The sequence below is a fragment of the Solibacillus sp. FSL K6-4121 genome, assembly GCF_038002585.1.
GTDB lineage: Bacteria > Bacillota > Bacilli > Bacillales_A > Planococcaceae > Solibacillus > Solibacillus faecavium.
In genome coordinates this window covers 1,399,980-1,416,773 of record NZ_JBBOCS010000002.1, presented here as the reverse complement: position 1 = coordinate 1,416,773, position 16,794 = coordinate 1,399,980, and the positions used below count along the sequence as shown (strand labels likewise).

Below are 16,794 nucleotides of genomic sequence, written 5' to 3'. Positions count from 1 at the left end.
CTTTTTAATATGAGAATGATAAGAAAGAAATAGAAGGAATGTTACATTACAATAACAATTATTATATATTTTAATGATTCATCGACATATTTCGCCTATGCAACTTTTATTTGTTATATTCGTCATATGGATGTGGTGATTTTGTTAAATCTTACATATTAATTTTATTTGTTTCAAAGCGAAAATAGAAATACAATAGTAAGGTAGTGTTATAGAAAAAAACATTCGACAAAAGTCGAGATTAAGAGCATATGACACTATAATTATTTGATGTAATTCGTTATAATAGAGCGTATGATTTTAGTAACATCATAAATAGAAATTGTTTTATAGGAAAGGGAGTACTTAATTTGTTTGGATTAGGGAATAAAGATGTCGGGATTGATCTTGGCACAGCTAATACATTAGTATTTGTAAAGGGAAAAGGTATCGTATTACGAGAACCATCAGTAGTAGCGAAGAATACAAAAACAGGTGACATTGTTGCTGTTGGTAATGATGCGAAAAATATGATCGGACGTACACCGGGTTCTATCGTGGCAATTCGTCCAATGAAAGATGGCGTTATTGCTGACTTTGAAATTACAACTGCAATGATTCAATATTATTTAAGAGAAGCAATGAAAGCATCAGGCTCTAACTGGAAAAAGCCAAATGTGATGATCTGTGTTCCTTACGGTATTACATCTGTTGAACAACGTGCTGTTATTGATGCAAGCCGTCAAGCTGGCGCAAAAGAGGCATTTACTATAGAAGAACCTTTTGCAGCTGCAATCGGTGCTAACTTACCGGTTTGGGAGCCAACAGGTTCTATGGTCGTAGATATCGGCGGTGGTACAACAGAAGTAGCTGTTATTTCTCTAGGTGGTATTGTAACTAGTGAATCGGTACGTGTCGGTGGTGACGCGATGGATCACTCAATTATTGCCTACATCCGCAAGACATATAATTTAACAATCGGTGAGCGTACAGCGGAGAGCATTAAAATGGAAATTGGTACAGCACTTGCTGAGGGTCCTGACGAAGTGATGGAAATTCGCGGTCGTGACTTATTAACAGGTCTGCCTAAAACGATTGAAATTACTTCAAGTGAGATTTCAAAATCTTTACATGAAGCAATCGTTGTAATTCTGGATGGCGTGAAGAAAACTTTGGAACAAACTCCTCCTGAATTATCTGCAGATGTTATGGAGCGCGGAATCGTACTAACAGGCGGTGGCGCACTATTACGTAATCTTGATAAAGTAATTAGTGACGAAACAAAAATGCCTGTATTTATCGCTGAAAATCCCCTGGACTGTGTAGCGATTGGTACAGGTAAAGCGTTGGATAATATTGATTTAATTCGTTCGCAACAAGTGAAATAAGGAGGACTCGCAGTGCCACATTTCTCAAATAAAAAATTAATTATTCTTTTAGTAAGTGTTATTTTCCTTGTGGCATTGATTGGGTTCTCTCTACGTGATCGTCATAACGCAACATTACCTGAGCAAATTATTAAAGATACAGTTGGCTTTGCACAATCGATTGTCGCAAAGCCGACTAATTACATAACAAGTATTTTTAGCAATATTGATTCGCTGTTAAATACGTATGAAGAAAATCAACGCCTAAAAATGCGCCTTGAAGATTTTGCCGTTTTACAGGCAGAAGTAAGTACTTTAAAAGCCGAAAATTCTTCATTGCGTGAACTCGCATCAATCGAGGAAAGTTTGCGTGATTTCGATCCGATTCAAGCGACGGTCATTGCGAGAAACCCTGATCAGTGGGAAGAGAAAATTATATTAAATAAGGGTACAGCACATGGTGTTGAAAAAAATATGGCGGTTAGAACTTCTCGTGGTCTAATAGGTAAAATTGTAATTGCTACACCTTATACGTCAGAAGTAGAGCTACTTTATACAAATAATGAAAATTATCGTGTATCTGCTATTGTAGTAGATGAAGACAATAAAGAAATTCATGGTTTAATAGAAGGGTATGACGATGAGCGTAACGAATTACTATTAAAACGAATCGATTCCAATGTAGATCTTGATGTCGGCGGCAAAGTATTGTCTTCTGGTCTAGGCGGGATTTTCCCGAAAGGTATTTTGATCGGTGAAATTACAGAAGTGACGACAGATGACTTTGGCTTGACGAAAATGGCTTATGTAAAACCGGCAGCGGATTTTTCAATACTAGATCATGTTATTATTGCCAAACGTAACACAATTTCGATAGACGGTTCAGATGGGTCTGGTTCAAATGAAGATTTAACGAATGAACCGGTTGTGGAAGTTGAGGGGGAGGAATAATGCTCGCTCGGTTTTTAATAGTATTTGTAGGTGTTTTGCTGTTTTTATTTGAATCTGGATTAGCTATGTTTTCCCCCTTGCAGCTAGGTGAGGAAACGTACTATTTAATTCCACGTTTTTTAATTTTATACTTAATTTTTTTAGCCATTTATTATAGTCGTAAAAAAGCCATGATTTATGGTCTTATTTTTGGATTATGTTTTGATGTATTCTATATTAATATTATTGGTTTATACATGGTGTTATATCCGGCGGTTTGCTATATTGCAGCATGGTGTGTGAAGCGTGTTCATCCCCATTTAGTATTTTCAATGTTTTTAGCTTTACTTTTAATGGCTATTTTTGAATTTGTAATATATGAATTTTTCTATATTCTACAGTTTACAACAATGGCAGTTCAGCCGTTTATCGTAAATCGATTAGTTCCTACAACAATAGGGAATCTATTATTTTTAATAATGCTTGCATGGGCGTTTAAATATTGTATTAGCGCTCGCGTATTTCAACGTGCACAATAAGCATTGTAAAACAAGTGATGAAGAGACAACTCGAATATTGGATTCGGTTGTTTCTTTTCACCATTATGTAGCGCGAGGTGACTTGAAAAGCTATGAAAAAACAACTTATCCATATTAAAGGAACTAAAGATGGATTGGTCCTTCGTTTGGATGATCAATGTTCTTATTCCGAATTAGTGGAAGAACTTGAGAAAAAAGTTACAGAAGGACATCTTGATGGTAAAATAGATGTACAATTGCACTTAGGGAAACGTTACTGTACACCAGAGCAAAAAGACCAGCTTACAAAAGTTGTTGAAGAGCATCAAAAGTTATGTGTAAAAAACATTCAAAGTGATGTCATTACGATAGAAGAAAGTTTCAAACAGCTTGAAACAAATCGCTTTGAAACATACGTAGGAATTGTTCGATCTGGACAAACACTACGCGTGCCGGGAGATATTCTTGTTTTGGGCGACGTAAATCCGAATGGAAGAATTGAAGCAGGCGGTAATGTACATATTGCGGGTAAGCTAAAAGGAATTGTGCACGCTGGTGTAAATGGAAATGAGGAAGCGATTGTGTACGCCTCTCATTTTGAACCAACACATGTATTAATCGGTAATCATGTTGAGGTCATGACGAACGAATCGCAATTTATATTAGACCATACTCACCAAATATTTGCATATCTTGGAGAAAATGACATAATTGCATATGATAGAATCCAAGAGTTAAGAAATATACGACCGAATTTATCAACATATAAAGGAGGAAGCTAAATGAGTGAAGACGAATTATTATTCTCTAAGAATATTGATGATGCAATTACTCAAGATGCTACCTTATATAAGGAAGGGGCCGCTAATGTGGGAGAAGCAATCGTTATAACTTCAGGGAAAGGTGGCGTAGGTAAAACGACTACTACGGCAAACCTAGGAACTGCATTGGCACTTCAAGGCAAGAAAGTTTGTTTAGTAGATACGGATATAGGTTTACGTAACTTAGACGTGATTTTAGGACTGGAAAATCGTATTATCTATGATTTAGTTGATGTAATTGAGGGCCGCTGTAAAATGCATCAGGCGTTAGTTAAAGATAAGCGAGTAGATGAACGTTTGTACTTATTGCCTGCTGCTCAAAATACAGATAAAAATGCGATAAACCCGGAACAAATGAAGATCGTAATAGATGAGCTGAAGCGGGAATTTGATTATGTGTTAATTGATTGTCCTGCAGGTATAGAACAAGGCTACCGTAATGCTGTTGCTGGTGCGGATCGCGCTATTGTCGTTACAACACCTGAAATTTCAGCAGTGCGGGATGCGGATCGTATTATCGGTTTGCTGGAGCAAGAGCCAATTGAACCACCAAAGCTTATTATTAACCGTATACGTAAAAGCTTAATGACGAACGGAGATGCGATGGATATTACGGAAGTTACAACGCATTTATCGATTGATTTATTGGGAATCATTGTCGATAGTGAAGATGTCATTAGCTCTTCAAACAAAGGTGAACCAATTGTAATGAATCCGAATAATAAAGCATCATTAGGCTATCGCAATATTGCCCGTCGTATTTTAGGGGACTCTGTACCGTTAATGAGTCTGGAAGATGACCAGCCAAAAGGTGTATTTGCTAAATTAAAATCATTATTCAAATAAAGCGTGGGCTGTATGGAATGTATCGAACTATTCCATACAGCTTTTTCTATTAGTAGCTTTCTTGAATTGAAATGTCTTTCATGACATATAATAGTTCAAAAAGATTGGATGGTGAGCTTGAAAAAATGGAAATGGCTCATCGCGAGCATCGTCTTTGTGATTATTTATGGCTGTAATTATTATGGGGATATATCTACAAAACGTGTTATTCATTCCATCGTATATAGCTCGGATGACTTAGTCATGATGAGAAAGGCAGTTGTAAATATACTGTCCAAGGATGAAACACAAATCCCTGTAAGTGCAGATATATCAATCAATCAATTACAACTTTTCCAGACGATTGATCGCTTTAACGATGGTTTTTTACTCGCTTATGATGAACCTTTTGTATTAAATGCCTTGTTTGATGGTCTAATTGTTTTTACTGGCCATACAAAATATAATGGGAAAGCAATTTCGATTGTATATGATACAGGGGATACAGTTACATTTGGTTTTGTCGATGATTTTTATGTATTACCCTACACAACTGTAAGTAAAGGGATGGTTGTTGCAACTAAAAAAGCTGGAAAACTGTATGTGCAAATTGAGCGAAATGGGCAAGTTTTGAATATGGAAGAAACGATTAGCTGGCTAAAGGAAAAGTCCATCTAAATGAAAATTTCGATTCACCCATTATTTTTGTTACTGCTCTTATCAATTGTTTTGTATGGGGATATTGCATTTTATACTGTTATTATTGTCTCGTTATTATTTCATGAATTGGGTCATTTTATCGCAGCGAAATTAGTCGGAGCGCACATTACACAATGTAAAATTGTTCCGTACGGCGGAGAAATGACGATAAAGGATGAGATGCGTTTATCCTACAATCAGCTCATTATTATTGCATTAGGGGGACCGCTTGCAACGTGCATTGGAATCTTCGTCAGTGTTTTTTTGCCTCCTATGCTCAGTGAGAGGTTAATAGAAGTTCAACTATTTATTCTAGCTATTAACCTCATTCCAATCTGGCCTCTTGATGGTGGTAGAATATTTTGCTATAGCTTATTAAAATGGCGGCCGTTTTCTAAAATTTTCGAATTTTATTTAACGGCTTCTTTTTATTTACTTACGGTAATAATTATCGTACTATTATATTTATTGCCGCAATCATTGTCATTAACAATCATTGGTCTCTTTTTATGGACCAAAGTTATAGGCGATTGGAAATTTCGAAAATACCGTTCTGCATTTGAAAAAATAGTAATGAATAGGTTGACTTGATATTTTAGATGTGGTAGTATTTGAATGTTATTGTTTGTAGCACCCGTGCTACTGCAACCGCGCTGAACAGGTTTAAGTACCTTTATGGTCACCTGCAATTCCGGGCGAGTCTGAGTCTAAGAGGAGGTGCATTTTAATGTACGCAATTATCGAAACTGGTGGTAAACAAATCAAAGTTGAAGCAGGTCAAGAAATCTATGTTGAAAAACTAGGTGTGGCTGCTGACGAAATCGTTACTTTTGACAAAGTTTTATTCGTAGGTGGAGAAACAGTTAAAGTTGGAGCTCCAACAGTTGCTGGCGCTACTGTAACAGCGAAAGTTGTTAAAGAAGGTAAGCAAAAGAAAATTACTGTTTTCAAACTTAAAGCGAAAAAGAACTACCGTCGTAAGCAAGGTCACCGTCAACCATACACTAAATTAGTAGTTGAAGCTATCAACGCTTAATAAGTAGGTGATGGACATGATTACAGTAACTATTTATAGTGATGAAAATCGTAAATCTTATGGATTTGAAATTTCAGGACATGCTTTATCGGATATCTATGGTCGTGATTTAGTTTGTGCAGGTGCTTCTGCTGTTGCCTTTGGTGCAGTAAACGCAATCCCACAAATTACAGGAATTACTCCTGAGATCGAACAAGGTGCTGAAGGTGGTTACTTAAAAGTAACTGTTCCACAAGCTGAACTGAATGATGAAACAGACGCTAAATTACAAGTTATTCTGAACACAATGGTTACACAGTTCTATACAATGACTGCGAGCTATTCAGAATACATCGAATTGAAATATAAAATGATCTAGGAGGTGGAACAGGATGTTATTATTAACTTTAGATCTTCAATTCTTCGCATCTAAAAAAGGTGTAGGTTCTACTAAAAACGGACGTGACTCTGAGTCTAAACGCCTTGGTGCTAAACGCGCTGATGGTCAATTCGTTACTGGTGGTTCAATTCTTTACCGTCAACGCGGTACAAAAATTTACCCAGGTACAAACGTAGGCCGCGGTGGTGACGATACATTATTCGCAAAAGTTGACGGCGTTGTTAAATTTGAACGCTATGGTCGCGACAAGAAAAAAGTATCTGTATACCCTACAGCTCAAGAAGCATAATTCTTGCAATGAAAGGACTGCATTTATTGCAGTCCTTTTTTTCACTTTTTCACCTTTTTTAACAGGTGTCATAGTTCAGGAGAAAAAGGCTAACTGATTCGCTATGGTCATATAGCTAAATCCGATGGCAATTATGCTAAGTATAATTGATATGAATGGTTGAAATTTTCTTAAGTATCGATTATGTCATTCTTTTGAGGAACAGATGAATAGAAGGAAAATAGATGTGAAACTTGTTATACTAGTAACGATACTGGAAAACGGAGAGTGGGAAAATGGCTGGTTCAAAATTAACTGTAACTGAAGCGTTACGCTATGCAAATCATGACTTTTTAAATCATCTTCATTTGATTCAAATGAATTTAGATTTAGGTCGAGTGGACGATGCAAAAAAAGTGATTTTTGAACAGTCAGAGCATTGTAAGATGCTTTCGAACATCAATCGACTTCAATTACCTAATACGATGGAATGGCTTCATACAGTACAATGGCGTTTCCCAGCTATACAGCTTCAAATGGATAGCGATGTAAATGCCCCAGTTGAAAGCAAGTACGATGAAGCTATTACTCAATACTTGGAAAACACAATTATTCATGTTTATGACACGCTTGATCCATATGAAGAGCACAAATTGCAGTTAAGTATCGAAACAAAAGAAAATAAGTGGAATATTTCATTTCATTTAACGGGAAAATGGGAACAGTCGCTATTTTCAATAGAACAGAATATTTTTGGTGTGGAAACATATGAACAAACGAATACAAGTTGGAAATATGTCCTTCACATGCATGAGGAGTGAAAGAAATGTTTGTCGATCACGTAAAGATTTACGTTAAAGGTGGAGACGGTGGAGATGGAATGGTTGCCTTCCGCCGTGAAAAATATGTACCAAATGGTGGTCCAGCAGGTGGCGATGGTGCCCGTGGTGGTAACGTTGTTTTTGAAGTAGAAGAAGGTTTACGTACGTTAATGGACTTCCGCTACAAACGCCACTTCAAAGCTGAACGTGGAGAGCATGGGATGAGTAAAGGGATGCACGGTCGTCGTGCTGAAGATTTAATCGTTAAAGTGCCACCCGGAACAGTTGTAATGAATGCTGAAACAAAAACAGTCATTGCCGATTTAGTTGAACATGGTCAACAGGCTATTATCGCTAAAGCAGGACGTGGCGGACGTGGTAACTGCCGTTTTGCTACACCATCAAATCCAGCACCGGAATTAGCCGAAAAAGGTGAACCAGGTCAGGAATTAGAAGTTATTCTAGAATTAAAAGTATTGGCTGATGTTGGTTTAGTTGGTTTCCCTTCTGTAGGAAAATCTACATTATTATCTGTCGTTTCTTCAGCAAAACCTAAAATTGGTGCTTACCATTTTACAACGATTGTACCGAACTTAGGAATGGTAGAAACAGATGACGGTCGTTCATTCGCAATGGCCGATTTACCAGGTTTAATTGAAGGCGCGCACCAAGGCGTTGGCTTAGGGATGCAATTTTTACGTCATATCGAACGTACACGAGTAATTGTACACGTAATTGATATGTCTGGGATGGAAGGCCGCGAGCCATATGACGATTATGTAACGATTAACAACGAGTTAGAACAATATAATCTACGTTTACTTGAACGTCCGCAAATTATCGTTGCCAATAAAATGGACATGCCAAATGCGGAAGAAAACTTGGAAGAGTTTAAAAAGAAAGTAGGAGAAGACGTAAAAATCTTCCCGGTTTCAGCAGTTTCTCGTCAAGGTTTAAAGCCATTACTATTTGAAATCGCCGATCTTCTAGAAGTAACACCAGAATTCTTATTGCATGATGTATTGGAAGAAGAGTCGGATGCGGTAGTAATGTACAAACATGAAAGCCAAGGCAGCGATTTCGAAATTACACGTGATGATGATGGTGCATATGTACTTTCAGGTTACACTATTGAACGTTTATTCAAAATGACTGACTTCAGTCGTGAAGACGGTATTCGACGTTTTGCCCGCCAACTACGTGCTATGGGTGTTGACGAGCAATTACGCAAACGTGGTGCCCAAAATGGCGACACAGTACGTCTAATGGAATTCGAATTTGACTTTGTCGATTAATTAAGTGGGGGATGACGATGAAAAACGTAGCTAATCAACGATATTATTTAGTGCGTGAGGACGTATTGACAGATGCGATGCAAAAAACGTTAGAAGCAAAACAATTATTGCAAAAAGGCTCTGTTACTTCCATTTGGGATGCGGTAAAAGAGGTTGATTTATCTCGAAGCGCCTTTTATAAATATCGTGATGCTGTTTTTCCTTTCCATTCGATTGTGCAAGAACGTATTTTAACGGTGTTCATTCAACTGCAAGATCGTAAAGGTACACTTGCCAAATTACTAGAAACCGTATCGGATGCACATTGCAATGTGCTGACGATTCACCAAACAATTCCGATTCAAGGGCGTGCAAATGTTACGTTGTCATTGGACGTTACAAGTATGTCGTATGAGTTGGATGAACTCATTCGCAGCTTAAATCATCTTGAATTTATTGAATCGGCTGAAGTTATTAGCTCAGGTGCATTTTAACCTCTAGAATTTCACGCAAATGCACCAAGGAATAACCAAATAATTAGGGCTGTCCAATCTGCTAGGGCAAATGGACAGTCCTTTCTTATAAAAATATTTAACAGAAAATTTAGAACTTGAGACTGAGGTGTACATTATGTCAGAAAATAAATGGGAAAAACGAATTGCCTATCTAGGTCCAGAAGCATCTTTTACATATTTAGCTGCAAAGGGTTTATATCCGCATGATTGGCATATTCCATATAAATCAATTCCGGAATGTATTGAAGCTGTATCGGAGGGGAAAGTCGAGCTAGCAGTTGTACCTGTAGAAAATGCATTGGAAGGTTCCGTGCCATTAACAATTGACTATTTATATCATGAAGCAGAGCTATTTGTAACAGCTGAAGTAATGTCAAAAATTCAACAGCATTTATTGGTAAATAAAAAGTTCGCTGAAAATTTAGAGATGCTGGAAGAAATATATTCACATCCACATGCATTGGCACAATGTCATAAATTTTTATTTTACACACATGGCAATGTGAAGCAAACACCATATGCTTCTACTGCAGCAGCTGCCGAGCTTGTTTCCCAAACCGAAGATCGCTGTATTGCAGCCGTTGCAAATCTTTCAGCAGCTGAAAAATATAACCTACATATTGCAGAACATAATATTCATGATTTCCATTTTAATCATACGCGCTTTTTTGTATTATCAAAGCAAAATATAAAGCATGGTTTAGTACCGTTACAATCACAGCCGAAAACAACATTTATGCTTACATTACCGACAGATGTGTCCGGTGCGCTTCATCAAGTATTATCTGTATTTGCATGGCGTAAAATAAATTTAAGTAAAATAGAATCACGACCATTAAAAACAGGACTCGGGAATTATTTCTTCATTATTGATATACTAGACGATGAAGAGGAACCGATGATGAAAGGTGCTCTGGAGGAGCTTAAGGCTCTTGGCTGCACAGTGAAGTCACTCGGCACATATTTTACTTATGTAACACCAGAATGAGGTGGAGATCTTGAGACGTCTTATACTATTTGATGGAGAATGCAACTTCTGTGATGCAAGTGTTCAATTTATTATAAAGCGTGATCCGAAAGCATTGTTTAAGTTTACCTCACTTCAAAGTGATAGCGGGATTGATATGTTGAAAAAGTTTGGTGTCTCCGAAAAGACGGACAGCATTGTATTGATTGAAGGGGATAATTACTATACTGAATCGACAGCAGCGCTTAAAATTGCACGGAATCTTACAGGCCTCTGGAAGCTATGCTATATTTTCATTGTAGTGCCTAAACCACTGCGGGATATTTTCTATCGGTTCGTTGCAAAAAACCGCTACAAATGGTTCGGTAAAAAAGATGCATGCATGCTACCATCAGCAGAGCAGCGAAAAAGATTTTTATAAAATGAAGTTGTGCACTCGTGTCAATGGAGTGCACTTTTTTATGTTTATTTTAAAGGAATAATGTATGCGCGTCATTTTATTAGAACAATGCTGCGGGATATTAGAAGATGGCAATTGGATATTAGCAAATCCAACGGAGATATTAGATAAAAGTCATTGCATTTTAGCACAATGGGACGTTTTATTAGAAAATCGGGATTTTATTAGAAAAAATAAAATTATATTAGAAGATTTATAAATATATTAGAATTTTCAGGGTTCTATTTAATCCAGTATCCTATTAATTAATTGTAATTAAATCAAACTTTTTAAAAACGGGATTCGTCTAATTGATGAAAGGAGGTATTTCTGTGGAAAGTTATTTAATAAATGATACTGCTAACTTATCAAATGAAACGATTATAGATGAATTAATGCAACATTACGGAGAAGACATATTAAAGCTTGTCATGCAATATGTACATAATAACGCTGTTGCCGAGGATCTAACGCAGGAGATTTTCGTGAAATGCTACAAGGCACTTCCTTCTTTTCAATATGATTCATCGTTAAAAACATGGCTTTGGCGCATTGCAATTAACCATTCAAAAGATTATTTGAAAAGCTGGTATGCCAAAAATGTCGAAGCAAAAGACGATGAAGTCTTTATGCAAGTAGAAAGCGGTACTTCTGTTGAACGAGAAGTCATACAGCAGCAGGAAGATGAGAACTTAGTCAAGGCGATCATGGCGCTGCCGATCAAATACCGTGAAGTTATTTATTTATGTTATTACGAAGATCAGGCGATGAAGGAAATGGCAGATGTACTGCAAATTAATGAGAACACAGTAAAAACAAGACTTCGAAAAGGGAAGCAGCTATTAAAAAAATATCTGGAGCGTGAAGAAAATGGATGATCGTTTAAAAAATTTGAAAAAAGCGATGGATCGCACTGCATTTTTCAGCACGAAGTTCACAGAGCAGCATAAAGAAAATGTTCAACGACAGTTAAACATGGACGAGTTGAAAAGGTTAATTTTATCACTTTTATTTGAAGCAAAGTCAGGGATTGAAATTACGCAATTACTGCATGTAAGGGGAATACAGGATGTAATCAATAATGAGGGAATCATCTATTCAATTCTTCATGAACAGGAAAGGAATGGGTTTGTGCTCGCAAATTGGACGGACGGCGTTAAGCGGTATGAGTTAACGAAGACCGGAAAAAAACAATTACAGCAAGAGGGGCAAATCAAACTGACATTGAAGGAGCGTCTATTGGGGGTGCGTATGCATGCAGAGTGAACGTTTTTTAAATAAAGTAACAGCTTTTATTCGTTCAAAAGAAGCTCAGGTACATGTATATGATGAATTAAAGCACCATATAGAGCATTCGAAAAATGCCTGGTTAAAAAAAGGGTATACACCCGATGAAGCGGAACGAAAAGCAATTGATGAAATGGGTTCACCATCCGCACTCGGAAAATCGATGGACAAGATTCACCGGCCCAAAGTCGATTGGCTGTTAATTAGTTTAGTTGCACTTCTATTAGGGGCCAGCTTTATTCCTATTTTAACATTTGATAGTACCGTTATTTTTGGGGCAGATATGACTGATTATTTTATTCGAAGCAAATGGGTGCACCTTGTTTGTGCCGCCATATTGATTGCAGCACTGATGTATATCGATTACCGGAAGCTGGAGCGGTTCAGTCTCGCTATATATTTGGGTGCACTTATTTTGTTAATGATATTATATTTCTTTCCGACAGCTATGGTTTCTGGGCAAAGCTATTTAATGGTAGGGCCGATACAGATACAAGCTTGGACCGTTTTACCATTGTTGCTGATTGCTTGGGCAGGCTTTTTTACACAGAAAAAATTTAAAAGTTGGCAGTTAATCGTCTTATTTGTTTTGCCGTTATGGTTTATTTTAAGTGCGCCAAACCTGACAGCAGCCCTTATTTATACAGGGGTAGTAACGGTTTTATTTTATTTAAGTGACTACTCACTAAAATCGAAAATTATGACAAGTATAACTTTAATAGGCCTAATCGCTAGTACAATGTTTCTGATTGCTCCGCAGCTGCATCATTACCAGCTTGTACGTATCTATGCTTTTCTGAATCCGGAAAGTTATGCTACACAGGAAGGCTATGTATATTTGGCAATCAAAAATGCATTAAATGAAGCTGGGTGGTTTGGGGCAGAGACGGTTCGTTATATTCCGGAAGGGCATACAGATTTTGCTTTAGTGCAGCTTATCCAGGAATTTGGTTATATTGCAGGAATTGCTGTCGTATCGGTATTATTCGCCATCGCAATTCGTATACTTTGGAAAGCAAAACAATTAGCCCGTTCCTATGGAAAAATGCTTGTAATTGGAGCAGTATCTTTTTATTGCATGCAGTTTGGATATTCTGTGGCTATGATTCTTGGTTGGTTGCCGATCATCGGATTGTCGCTTCCTTTTATAAGTTATGGTTTTACATCTCTCCTATTAAACTCATTTGTCATCGGGATTGCACTTAGCGTGTATCGCCGGAAGACATTTATCGGGAGTGGCGTGCAACAGAACTATTCATAAGAAAAACAGCTTATTCATTTGACAAGTGTCTTCTGAATAAGCTGTTTTATCTTAGTTTTCAATCAAAAATCCGCGCTGACGTAATTTCTCTTCGGCTAGATTCAAGCTTTCTTCAGAAGTCGAGCTAATGACGTGCAAATGTGTGCCATCGGTAAGAGCTGAAAGATAAAGGGCATTAGTTTCTTGAACTCGTTTTACAAAATGCTCCACTTCTAAGCGGTTAGATACCATAATCGAAGCGGTAATTTCTCCGTATACCGGATGCTCGACAATAACGCTTTCGACCATAACCCCACAATCGACCAATATAAATAGCTCCTCTTTCGCTTCCTCAGCATTATGCATACAGACAATTTTACGTTGTATACGCGATTGTTGAACGTTATGCATATAAATATAACCTTGGCTTGTAGCGACAATGGGTTCGTTTCGTGCTTTTAATAAATTCATGTCATTTACAATGACCTGTCTCGAAACATTTGTATGCTTTGCTAATTCTGTACCTGTTAGCGGTTGTGTTGCATTCTTTAATAATGCAAGCAATTCGAGACGGCGTTCTTCGCCTAATAATTTTTTCATCAATTCCACCTCATTAGCATACCAGTTACATTACATCTTATCATAATTATAGTGTACTTACTGTGAACATTGTGGCAATAGCACAATTTATGCATATGCTATTACGAGAAAAGGAGGAAAGATGTGCGCGTTCATATTGTTCAAAAGGGAGATACTTTGTGGAAAATCGCAAAGCAATATGCGATTGGTTTTGAAGATTTAAAAAGATTAAATGCACATTTAGCTAACCCTGATTATATTGTTCCAGGGATGGAAATATATTTACCAGATTCCGTGCATAAAAAAGAAGTGAAGCAAGTTGTAAAGGAACAGCCAAAAGTAGTCAAGGAGCAGCCAAAGCCTGTGAAAGAGCAACCCGTTCAAATGCCGGCACCCGTTCCAACACCGGTACCTATGCCGCAGCCACAACCACAAAAACCGCTTTGGCAAGGGGATATTTACTTGCAGCCTACTCCTCAGCCAATGCCGATGCCGATGCCAAATTGGCAAACGAATGTTCATGTACAACCAACATTTGAAAACAATATTACACAACCACAACCCGTCTATATGCCACCGATGATGCCACAACAACCTATTATCATTCAGCAACAACCACAACCACAACCACAACCACAACCAATGCCGCAGCAACCAGTCTTCGAACATCAGCCACAGTTTATTCACCCAATGCCAATGCCAATGCCTCAAATGCCAGTGTGTCCTTCATGCCATAAAATGCCAGTGCATCAAATGCCAGTGCATCAAATGCCGGCTTGTCCGTCATGTCATCGGATGCCAATGGAAATGCCAATGCATCATATGCCAGTGTGTCCGTCATGTCATCGAATGCCAATGGAGTCGCTAATGCATATGCACCAAATGCCGGTGTGCCCATCATGTCAGCATATGCCAATGGAATCAACAATGTATATGCATCCGCAAATGCAACCATTTATGCATATGGAACATCCAATGCATATGCAAATGCAGCCAATCCATCATGATGAGTCTTCAGTAAAAAGAAAACATTGCCCGGATAAAGAGCAATTAGTAAACCATTACTATAATGAAATTGATTATATGATGCACCAACAAAACCCTTGCTGTCACCCACAAATGATGCCTTATCCAGCAAGTATGATGCCTCAAATGCAACCGATGCCACAACCGCCGAAGTCATGTCAATAGTCATAAAAGAGAATTGCTGGAAGTGGGATACACAAAAAGGGTCTTATTTTATGAAGTATTATGAAGATGGATTTATTGCACAAAAAGTGAAAATGATTCATCGTGAGCTTGAAAATATACAATTCCCATATCATATTCCTGTAGAAGAAAATGAAGAGCCAAATATTTTAAAACAACGGTGGTTTGATGGGAAAAGTGTTGATTATAAGCGGTTTGAACATCAGTATTTTGCTATTTATGCGCTCCAACAATTGCATGAAACCAATGAAAAAATTAATTGGGATGAAACAGGCATGCTTTCATTGTACCGAATGCCGGAGAAGTGGATGAGGCGCTTCGAACGCTTTATTGCAAATGAAAGAGAGCTAAGACGCTTATTAAAAAACAATTATGACGATTTAGTTAAGCATGCGTCCAATGCGTTAAATACAATGGCGCAAAGGACTGTACCTTCTGAAACTAAAACAATTTTACATGGGGATGTCGTTCATCATAACGTGATGTTACGTGGTGAAGAAGTAAAGCTTATTGATTTTGATTTAGCTTCTTTAGGAGAAGCATCAGATGAGATTATTTTATGGCTTCATCGCATAATGCCACAAACTAAATATAATTTACAGCAGGCAATGAATGATCATCCTTATTTACAGATTGTTCAGCCGAAGCTTCATTATTTGAATTACCCTAATGAAATTTTGAGGGAATGTTTATTTTATCTCAAATTAAGCGACCGACAAAAAATTGCCTGCTATCCATTCATCCAATCAATTGTGTATGAGTGGCTTAAATACAAAGATTCTTTAGCAGAACAAATTGAAATTTTGCAAAATTAAATTGTAGCATATAATTCTGTGATACAAGATAAAGAATATGATAAACTTAAGGCTGTCTTATAGGACAGTCTTTTTTGTATTTAAAAATGCATAAAACCGAAATCGGTATCCGCATGGCTGTTAGTCTCGAATAAAAGCAACGTACGTTCGGTAACTTACCTTTTCGTATGCTATAATAAATCGAGAAATGTGAGGGATGAACGATGTATGATTATTTAAAAGGACAAGTAACCAGAGTTACACCAGAATATATTGTATTAGAACAACAAGGCATTGGCTGGATGATCTTTACTCCCAATCCATATGCATTCCGAATTTCAGCAAGCGATCAGCAAATATTTGTGTCCTTGCAGGTAAGGGAAGACGCACAAAATTTATATGGATTTAATAGTTTGGAGCAGCGTGAATTATTTAAAAAACTAATTCAAGTATCAGGTATCGGTCCAAAAGGTGCACTGGCGATTTTAGCTAGTGGGAACCCTACTTCCGTAATACAGGCAATTGAAATGGAAGACGAAGCATTTTTAATCCGATTCCCTGGTGTAGGTAAAAAAACAGCACGCCAAATGATTTTGGATTTAAAAGGAAAGCTCGATATGCTGCTTGATTCGGTGGAATTACCGAGCGCAGAAAATGAGCTGCCGTTATTTGGTGTTAATCCAAATGAACATGAACTTCAGGAGGCAATGCTTGCTCTACTGGCATTAGGCTACTCCGAAAAGGAACTGGATAAGGTTAAACCACAATTAAGTGAAGATGAAAGTTTAACGACGACAGATGCCTATATTAAACAGGCATTAAAGCTATTGTTGAAATTGAAATAAAA

23 protein-coding genes and 1 other annotated feature are annotated in these 16,794 nt (G+C 37.5%); of the genes, 22 read left to right on the top strand and 1 reads right to left on the bottom strand.

What is annotated here, in order from left to right; genetic code table 11:
• The first annotated feature begins 350 nt into the window (after nucleotides 1-350).
• The 19 genes from MHH95_RS16820 to MHH95_RS16730 all read left to right on the top strand — a co-directional run bounded on the left by MHH95_RS16820 (nucleotide 351) and on the right by MHH95_RS16730 (nucleotide 13,386).
• Entirely contained in the window at nucleotides 351-1,367 is a 1,017-nt protein-coding gene (locus MHH95_RS16820) for a rod shape-determining protein (RefSeq protein WP_191700359.1), read from the top strand.
• Between the two features lie 12 nt (nucleotides 1,368-1,379).
• A complete protein-coding gene (gene mreC, locus MHH95_RS16815) occupies nucleotides 1,380-2,297 on the top strand; it encodes a rod shape-determining protein MreC (RefSeq protein WP_340728543.1) in 918 nt (305 codons plus the stop codon).
• The gene (mreD, locus tag MHH95_RS16810; protein WP_340728542.1) at nucleotides 2,297-2,815 is read left to right on the top strand and encodes a rod shape-determining protein MreD; all 519 of its coding nucleotides are present in this window, start codon (nucleotides 2,297-2,299) and stop codon (nucleotides 2,813-2,815) included. The genes mreC and mreD overlap by 1 nt, the downstream gene beginning before the upstream one ends.
• 92 nt (nucleotides 2,816-2,907) lie before the next feature.
• A complete protein-coding gene (locus MHH95_RS16805; RefSeq protein WP_340728541.1) occupies nucleotides 2,908-3,576 on the top strand; it encodes a septum site-determining protein MinC in 669 nt (222 codons plus the stop codon).
• An 87-nt stretch (nucleotides 3,577-3,663) separates the two neighbouring features.
• Nucleotides 3,664-4,461 carry a septum site-determining protein MinD gene (minD, locus tag MHH95_RS16800; RefSeq protein ID WP_191700463.1) on the top strand — a complete coding sequence of 266 codons (798 nt, stop codon included), beginning with the start codon at nucleotides 3,664-3,666 and terminating at the stop codon, nucleotides 4,459-4,461.
• A gap of 117 nt (nucleotides 4,462-4,578) precedes the next feature.
• The gene (locus MHH95_RS16795; protein WP_339213181.1) at nucleotides 4,579-5,118 is read left to right on the top strand and encodes a hypothetical protein; all 540 of its coding nucleotides are present in this window, start codon (nucleotides 4,579-4,581) and stop codon (nucleotides 5,116-5,118) included.
• Nucleotides 5,119-5,730 carry a site-2 protease family protein gene (locus tag MHH95_RS16790; protein WP_191700354.1) on the top strand — a complete coding sequence of 204 codons (612 nt, stop codon included), beginning with the start codon at nucleotides 5,119-5,121 and terminating at the stop codon, nucleotides 5,728-5,730.
• Nucleotides 5,731-5,775: 45 nt separating this feature from the next.
• Nucleotides 5,776-5,852 (top strand) — a sequence feature (ribosomal protein L21 leader region).
• A gap of 14 nt (nucleotides 5,853-5,866) precedes the next feature.
• Entirely contained in the window at nucleotides 5,867-6,175 is a 309-nt protein-coding gene (rplU, locus tag MHH95_RS16785; RefSeq protein WP_008405205.1) for a 50S ribosomal protein L21, read from the top strand.
• A gap of 16 nt (nucleotides 6,176-6,191) precedes the next feature.
• On the top strand, nucleotides 6,192-6,533 hold the full coding sequence (locus MHH95_RS16780) for a ribosomal-processing cysteine protease Prp (RefSeq protein ID WP_008405207.1): 342 nt from the start codon (nucleotides 6,192-6,194) through the stop codon (nucleotides 6,531-6,533).
• A gap of 13 nt (nucleotides 6,534-6,546) precedes the next feature.
• Nucleotides 6,547-6,843, top strand: a complete 297-nt coding sequence (gene rpmA, locus MHH95_RS16775) for a 50S ribosomal protein L27 (protein WP_008405208.1) — start codon at nucleotides 6,547-6,549, stop codon at nucleotides 6,841-6,843.
• A gap of 275 nt (nucleotides 6,844-7,118) precedes the next feature.
• On the top strand, nucleotides 7,119-7,643 hold the full coding sequence (locus MHH95_RS16770) for a Spo0B domain-containing protein (protein ID WP_339213178.1): 525 nt from the start codon (nucleotides 7,119-7,121) through the stop codon (nucleotides 7,641-7,643).
• Nucleotides 7,644-7,648: 5 nt separating this feature from the next.
• Nucleotides 7,649-8,938, top strand: a complete 1,290-nt coding sequence (obgE, locus tag MHH95_RS16765) for a GTPase ObgE (RefSeq protein WP_340728539.1) — start codon at nucleotides 7,649-7,651, stop codon at nucleotides 8,936-8,938.
• 17 nt (nucleotides 8,939-8,955) lie between these two features.
• On the top strand, nucleotides 8,956-9,411 hold the full coding sequence (locus MHH95_RS16760; protein WP_191700351.1) for an ACT domain-containing protein: 456 nt from the start codon (nucleotides 8,956-8,958) through the stop codon (nucleotides 9,409-9,411).
• Nucleotides 9,412-9,547: 136 nt separating this feature from the next.
• Nucleotides 9,548-10,420 (top strand): prephenate dehydratase, encoded by an 873-nt coding sequence (gene pheA, locus MHH95_RS16755; RefSeq protein WP_339213174.1) that lies wholly within the window; start codon nucleotides 9,548-9,550, stop codon nucleotides 10,418-10,420.
• 10 nt (nucleotides 10,421-10,430) lie between these two features.
• Nucleotides 10,431-10,820, top strand: a complete 390-nt coding sequence (locus tag MHH95_RS16750) for a thiol-disulfide oxidoreductase DCC family protein (protein ID WP_339213172.1) — start codon at nucleotides 10,431-10,433, stop codon at nucleotides 10,818-10,820.
• Nucleotides 10,821-10,884: 64 nt separating this feature from the next.
• Nucleotides 10,885-11,058, top strand: a complete 174-nt coding sequence (locus tag MHH95_RS16745) for a hypothetical protein (RefSeq protein WP_340728538.1) — start codon at nucleotides 10,885-10,887, stop codon at nucleotides 11,056-11,058.
• Between the two features lie 112 nt (nucleotides 11,059-11,170).
• Nucleotides 11,171-11,716 (top strand): sigma-70 family RNA polymerase sigma factor, encoded by a 546-nt coding sequence (locus MHH95_RS16740; RefSeq protein ID WP_340728537.1) that lies wholly within the window; start codon nucleotides 11,171-11,173, stop codon nucleotides 11,714-11,716.
• Nucleotides 11,709-12,104: a helix-turn-helix transcriptional regulator gene (locus MHH95_RS16735; protein ID WP_340728536.1), complete on the top strand. Its 396-nt coding sequence runs from the start codon at nucleotides 11,709-11,711 to the stop codon at nucleotides 12,102-12,104. Before MHH95_RS16740 ends, MHH95_RS16735 begins: the two co-directional genes overlap by 8 nt.
• Nucleotides 12,094-13,386 (top strand): FtsW/RodA/SpoVE family cell cycle protein, encoded by a 1,293-nt coding sequence (locus MHH95_RS16730; RefSeq protein WP_339213166.1) that lies wholly within the window; start codon nucleotides 12,094-12,096, stop codon nucleotides 13,384-13,386. Before MHH95_RS16735 ends, MHH95_RS16730 begins: the two co-directional genes overlap by 11 nt.
• 51 nt (nucleotides 13,387-13,437) lie before the next feature.
• Here the strand turns inward: MHH95_RS16730 and MHH95_RS16725 are convergent, their stop codons facing one another.
• Complete coding sequence (locus tag MHH95_RS16725) at nucleotides 13,438-13,965, bottom strand: transcription repressor NadR (RefSeq protein WP_340728535.1); 528 nt, start codon at nucleotides 13,963-13,965, stop codon at nucleotides 13,438-13,440.
• A 123-nt stretch (nucleotides 13,966-14,088) separates the two neighbouring features.
• Between MHH95_RS16725 and MHH95_RS16720 the strand changes: the two genes are divergently transcribed.
• The 3 genes from MHH95_RS16720 (at nucleotide 14,089) to ruvA (ending at nucleotide 16,792) form a co-directional block, all read left to right on the top strand.
• A complete protein-coding gene (locus tag MHH95_RS16720; protein ID WP_340728534.1) occupies nucleotides 14,089-15,135 on the top strand; it encodes a LysM peptidoglycan-binding domain-containing protein in 1,047 nt (348 codons plus the stop codon).
• Nucleotides 15,126-15,968 (top strand): phosphotransferase, encoded by an 843-nt coding sequence (locus MHH95_RS16715; protein WP_339213160.1) that lies wholly within the window; start codon nucleotides 15,126-15,128, stop codon nucleotides 15,966-15,968. The genes MHH95_RS16720 and MHH95_RS16715 overlap by 10 nt, the downstream gene beginning before the upstream one ends.
• A 203-nt stretch (nucleotides 15,969-16,171) precedes the next feature.
• Nucleotides 16,172-16,792 carry a Holliday junction branch migration protein RuvA gene (ruvA, locus tag MHH95_RS16710; RefSeq protein ID WP_191700342.1) on the top strand — a complete coding sequence of 207 codons (621 nt, stop codon included), beginning with the start codon at nucleotides 16,172-16,174 and terminating at the stop codon, nucleotides 16,790-16,792.
• Nucleotides 16,793-16,794: the final 2 nt, after the last annotated feature.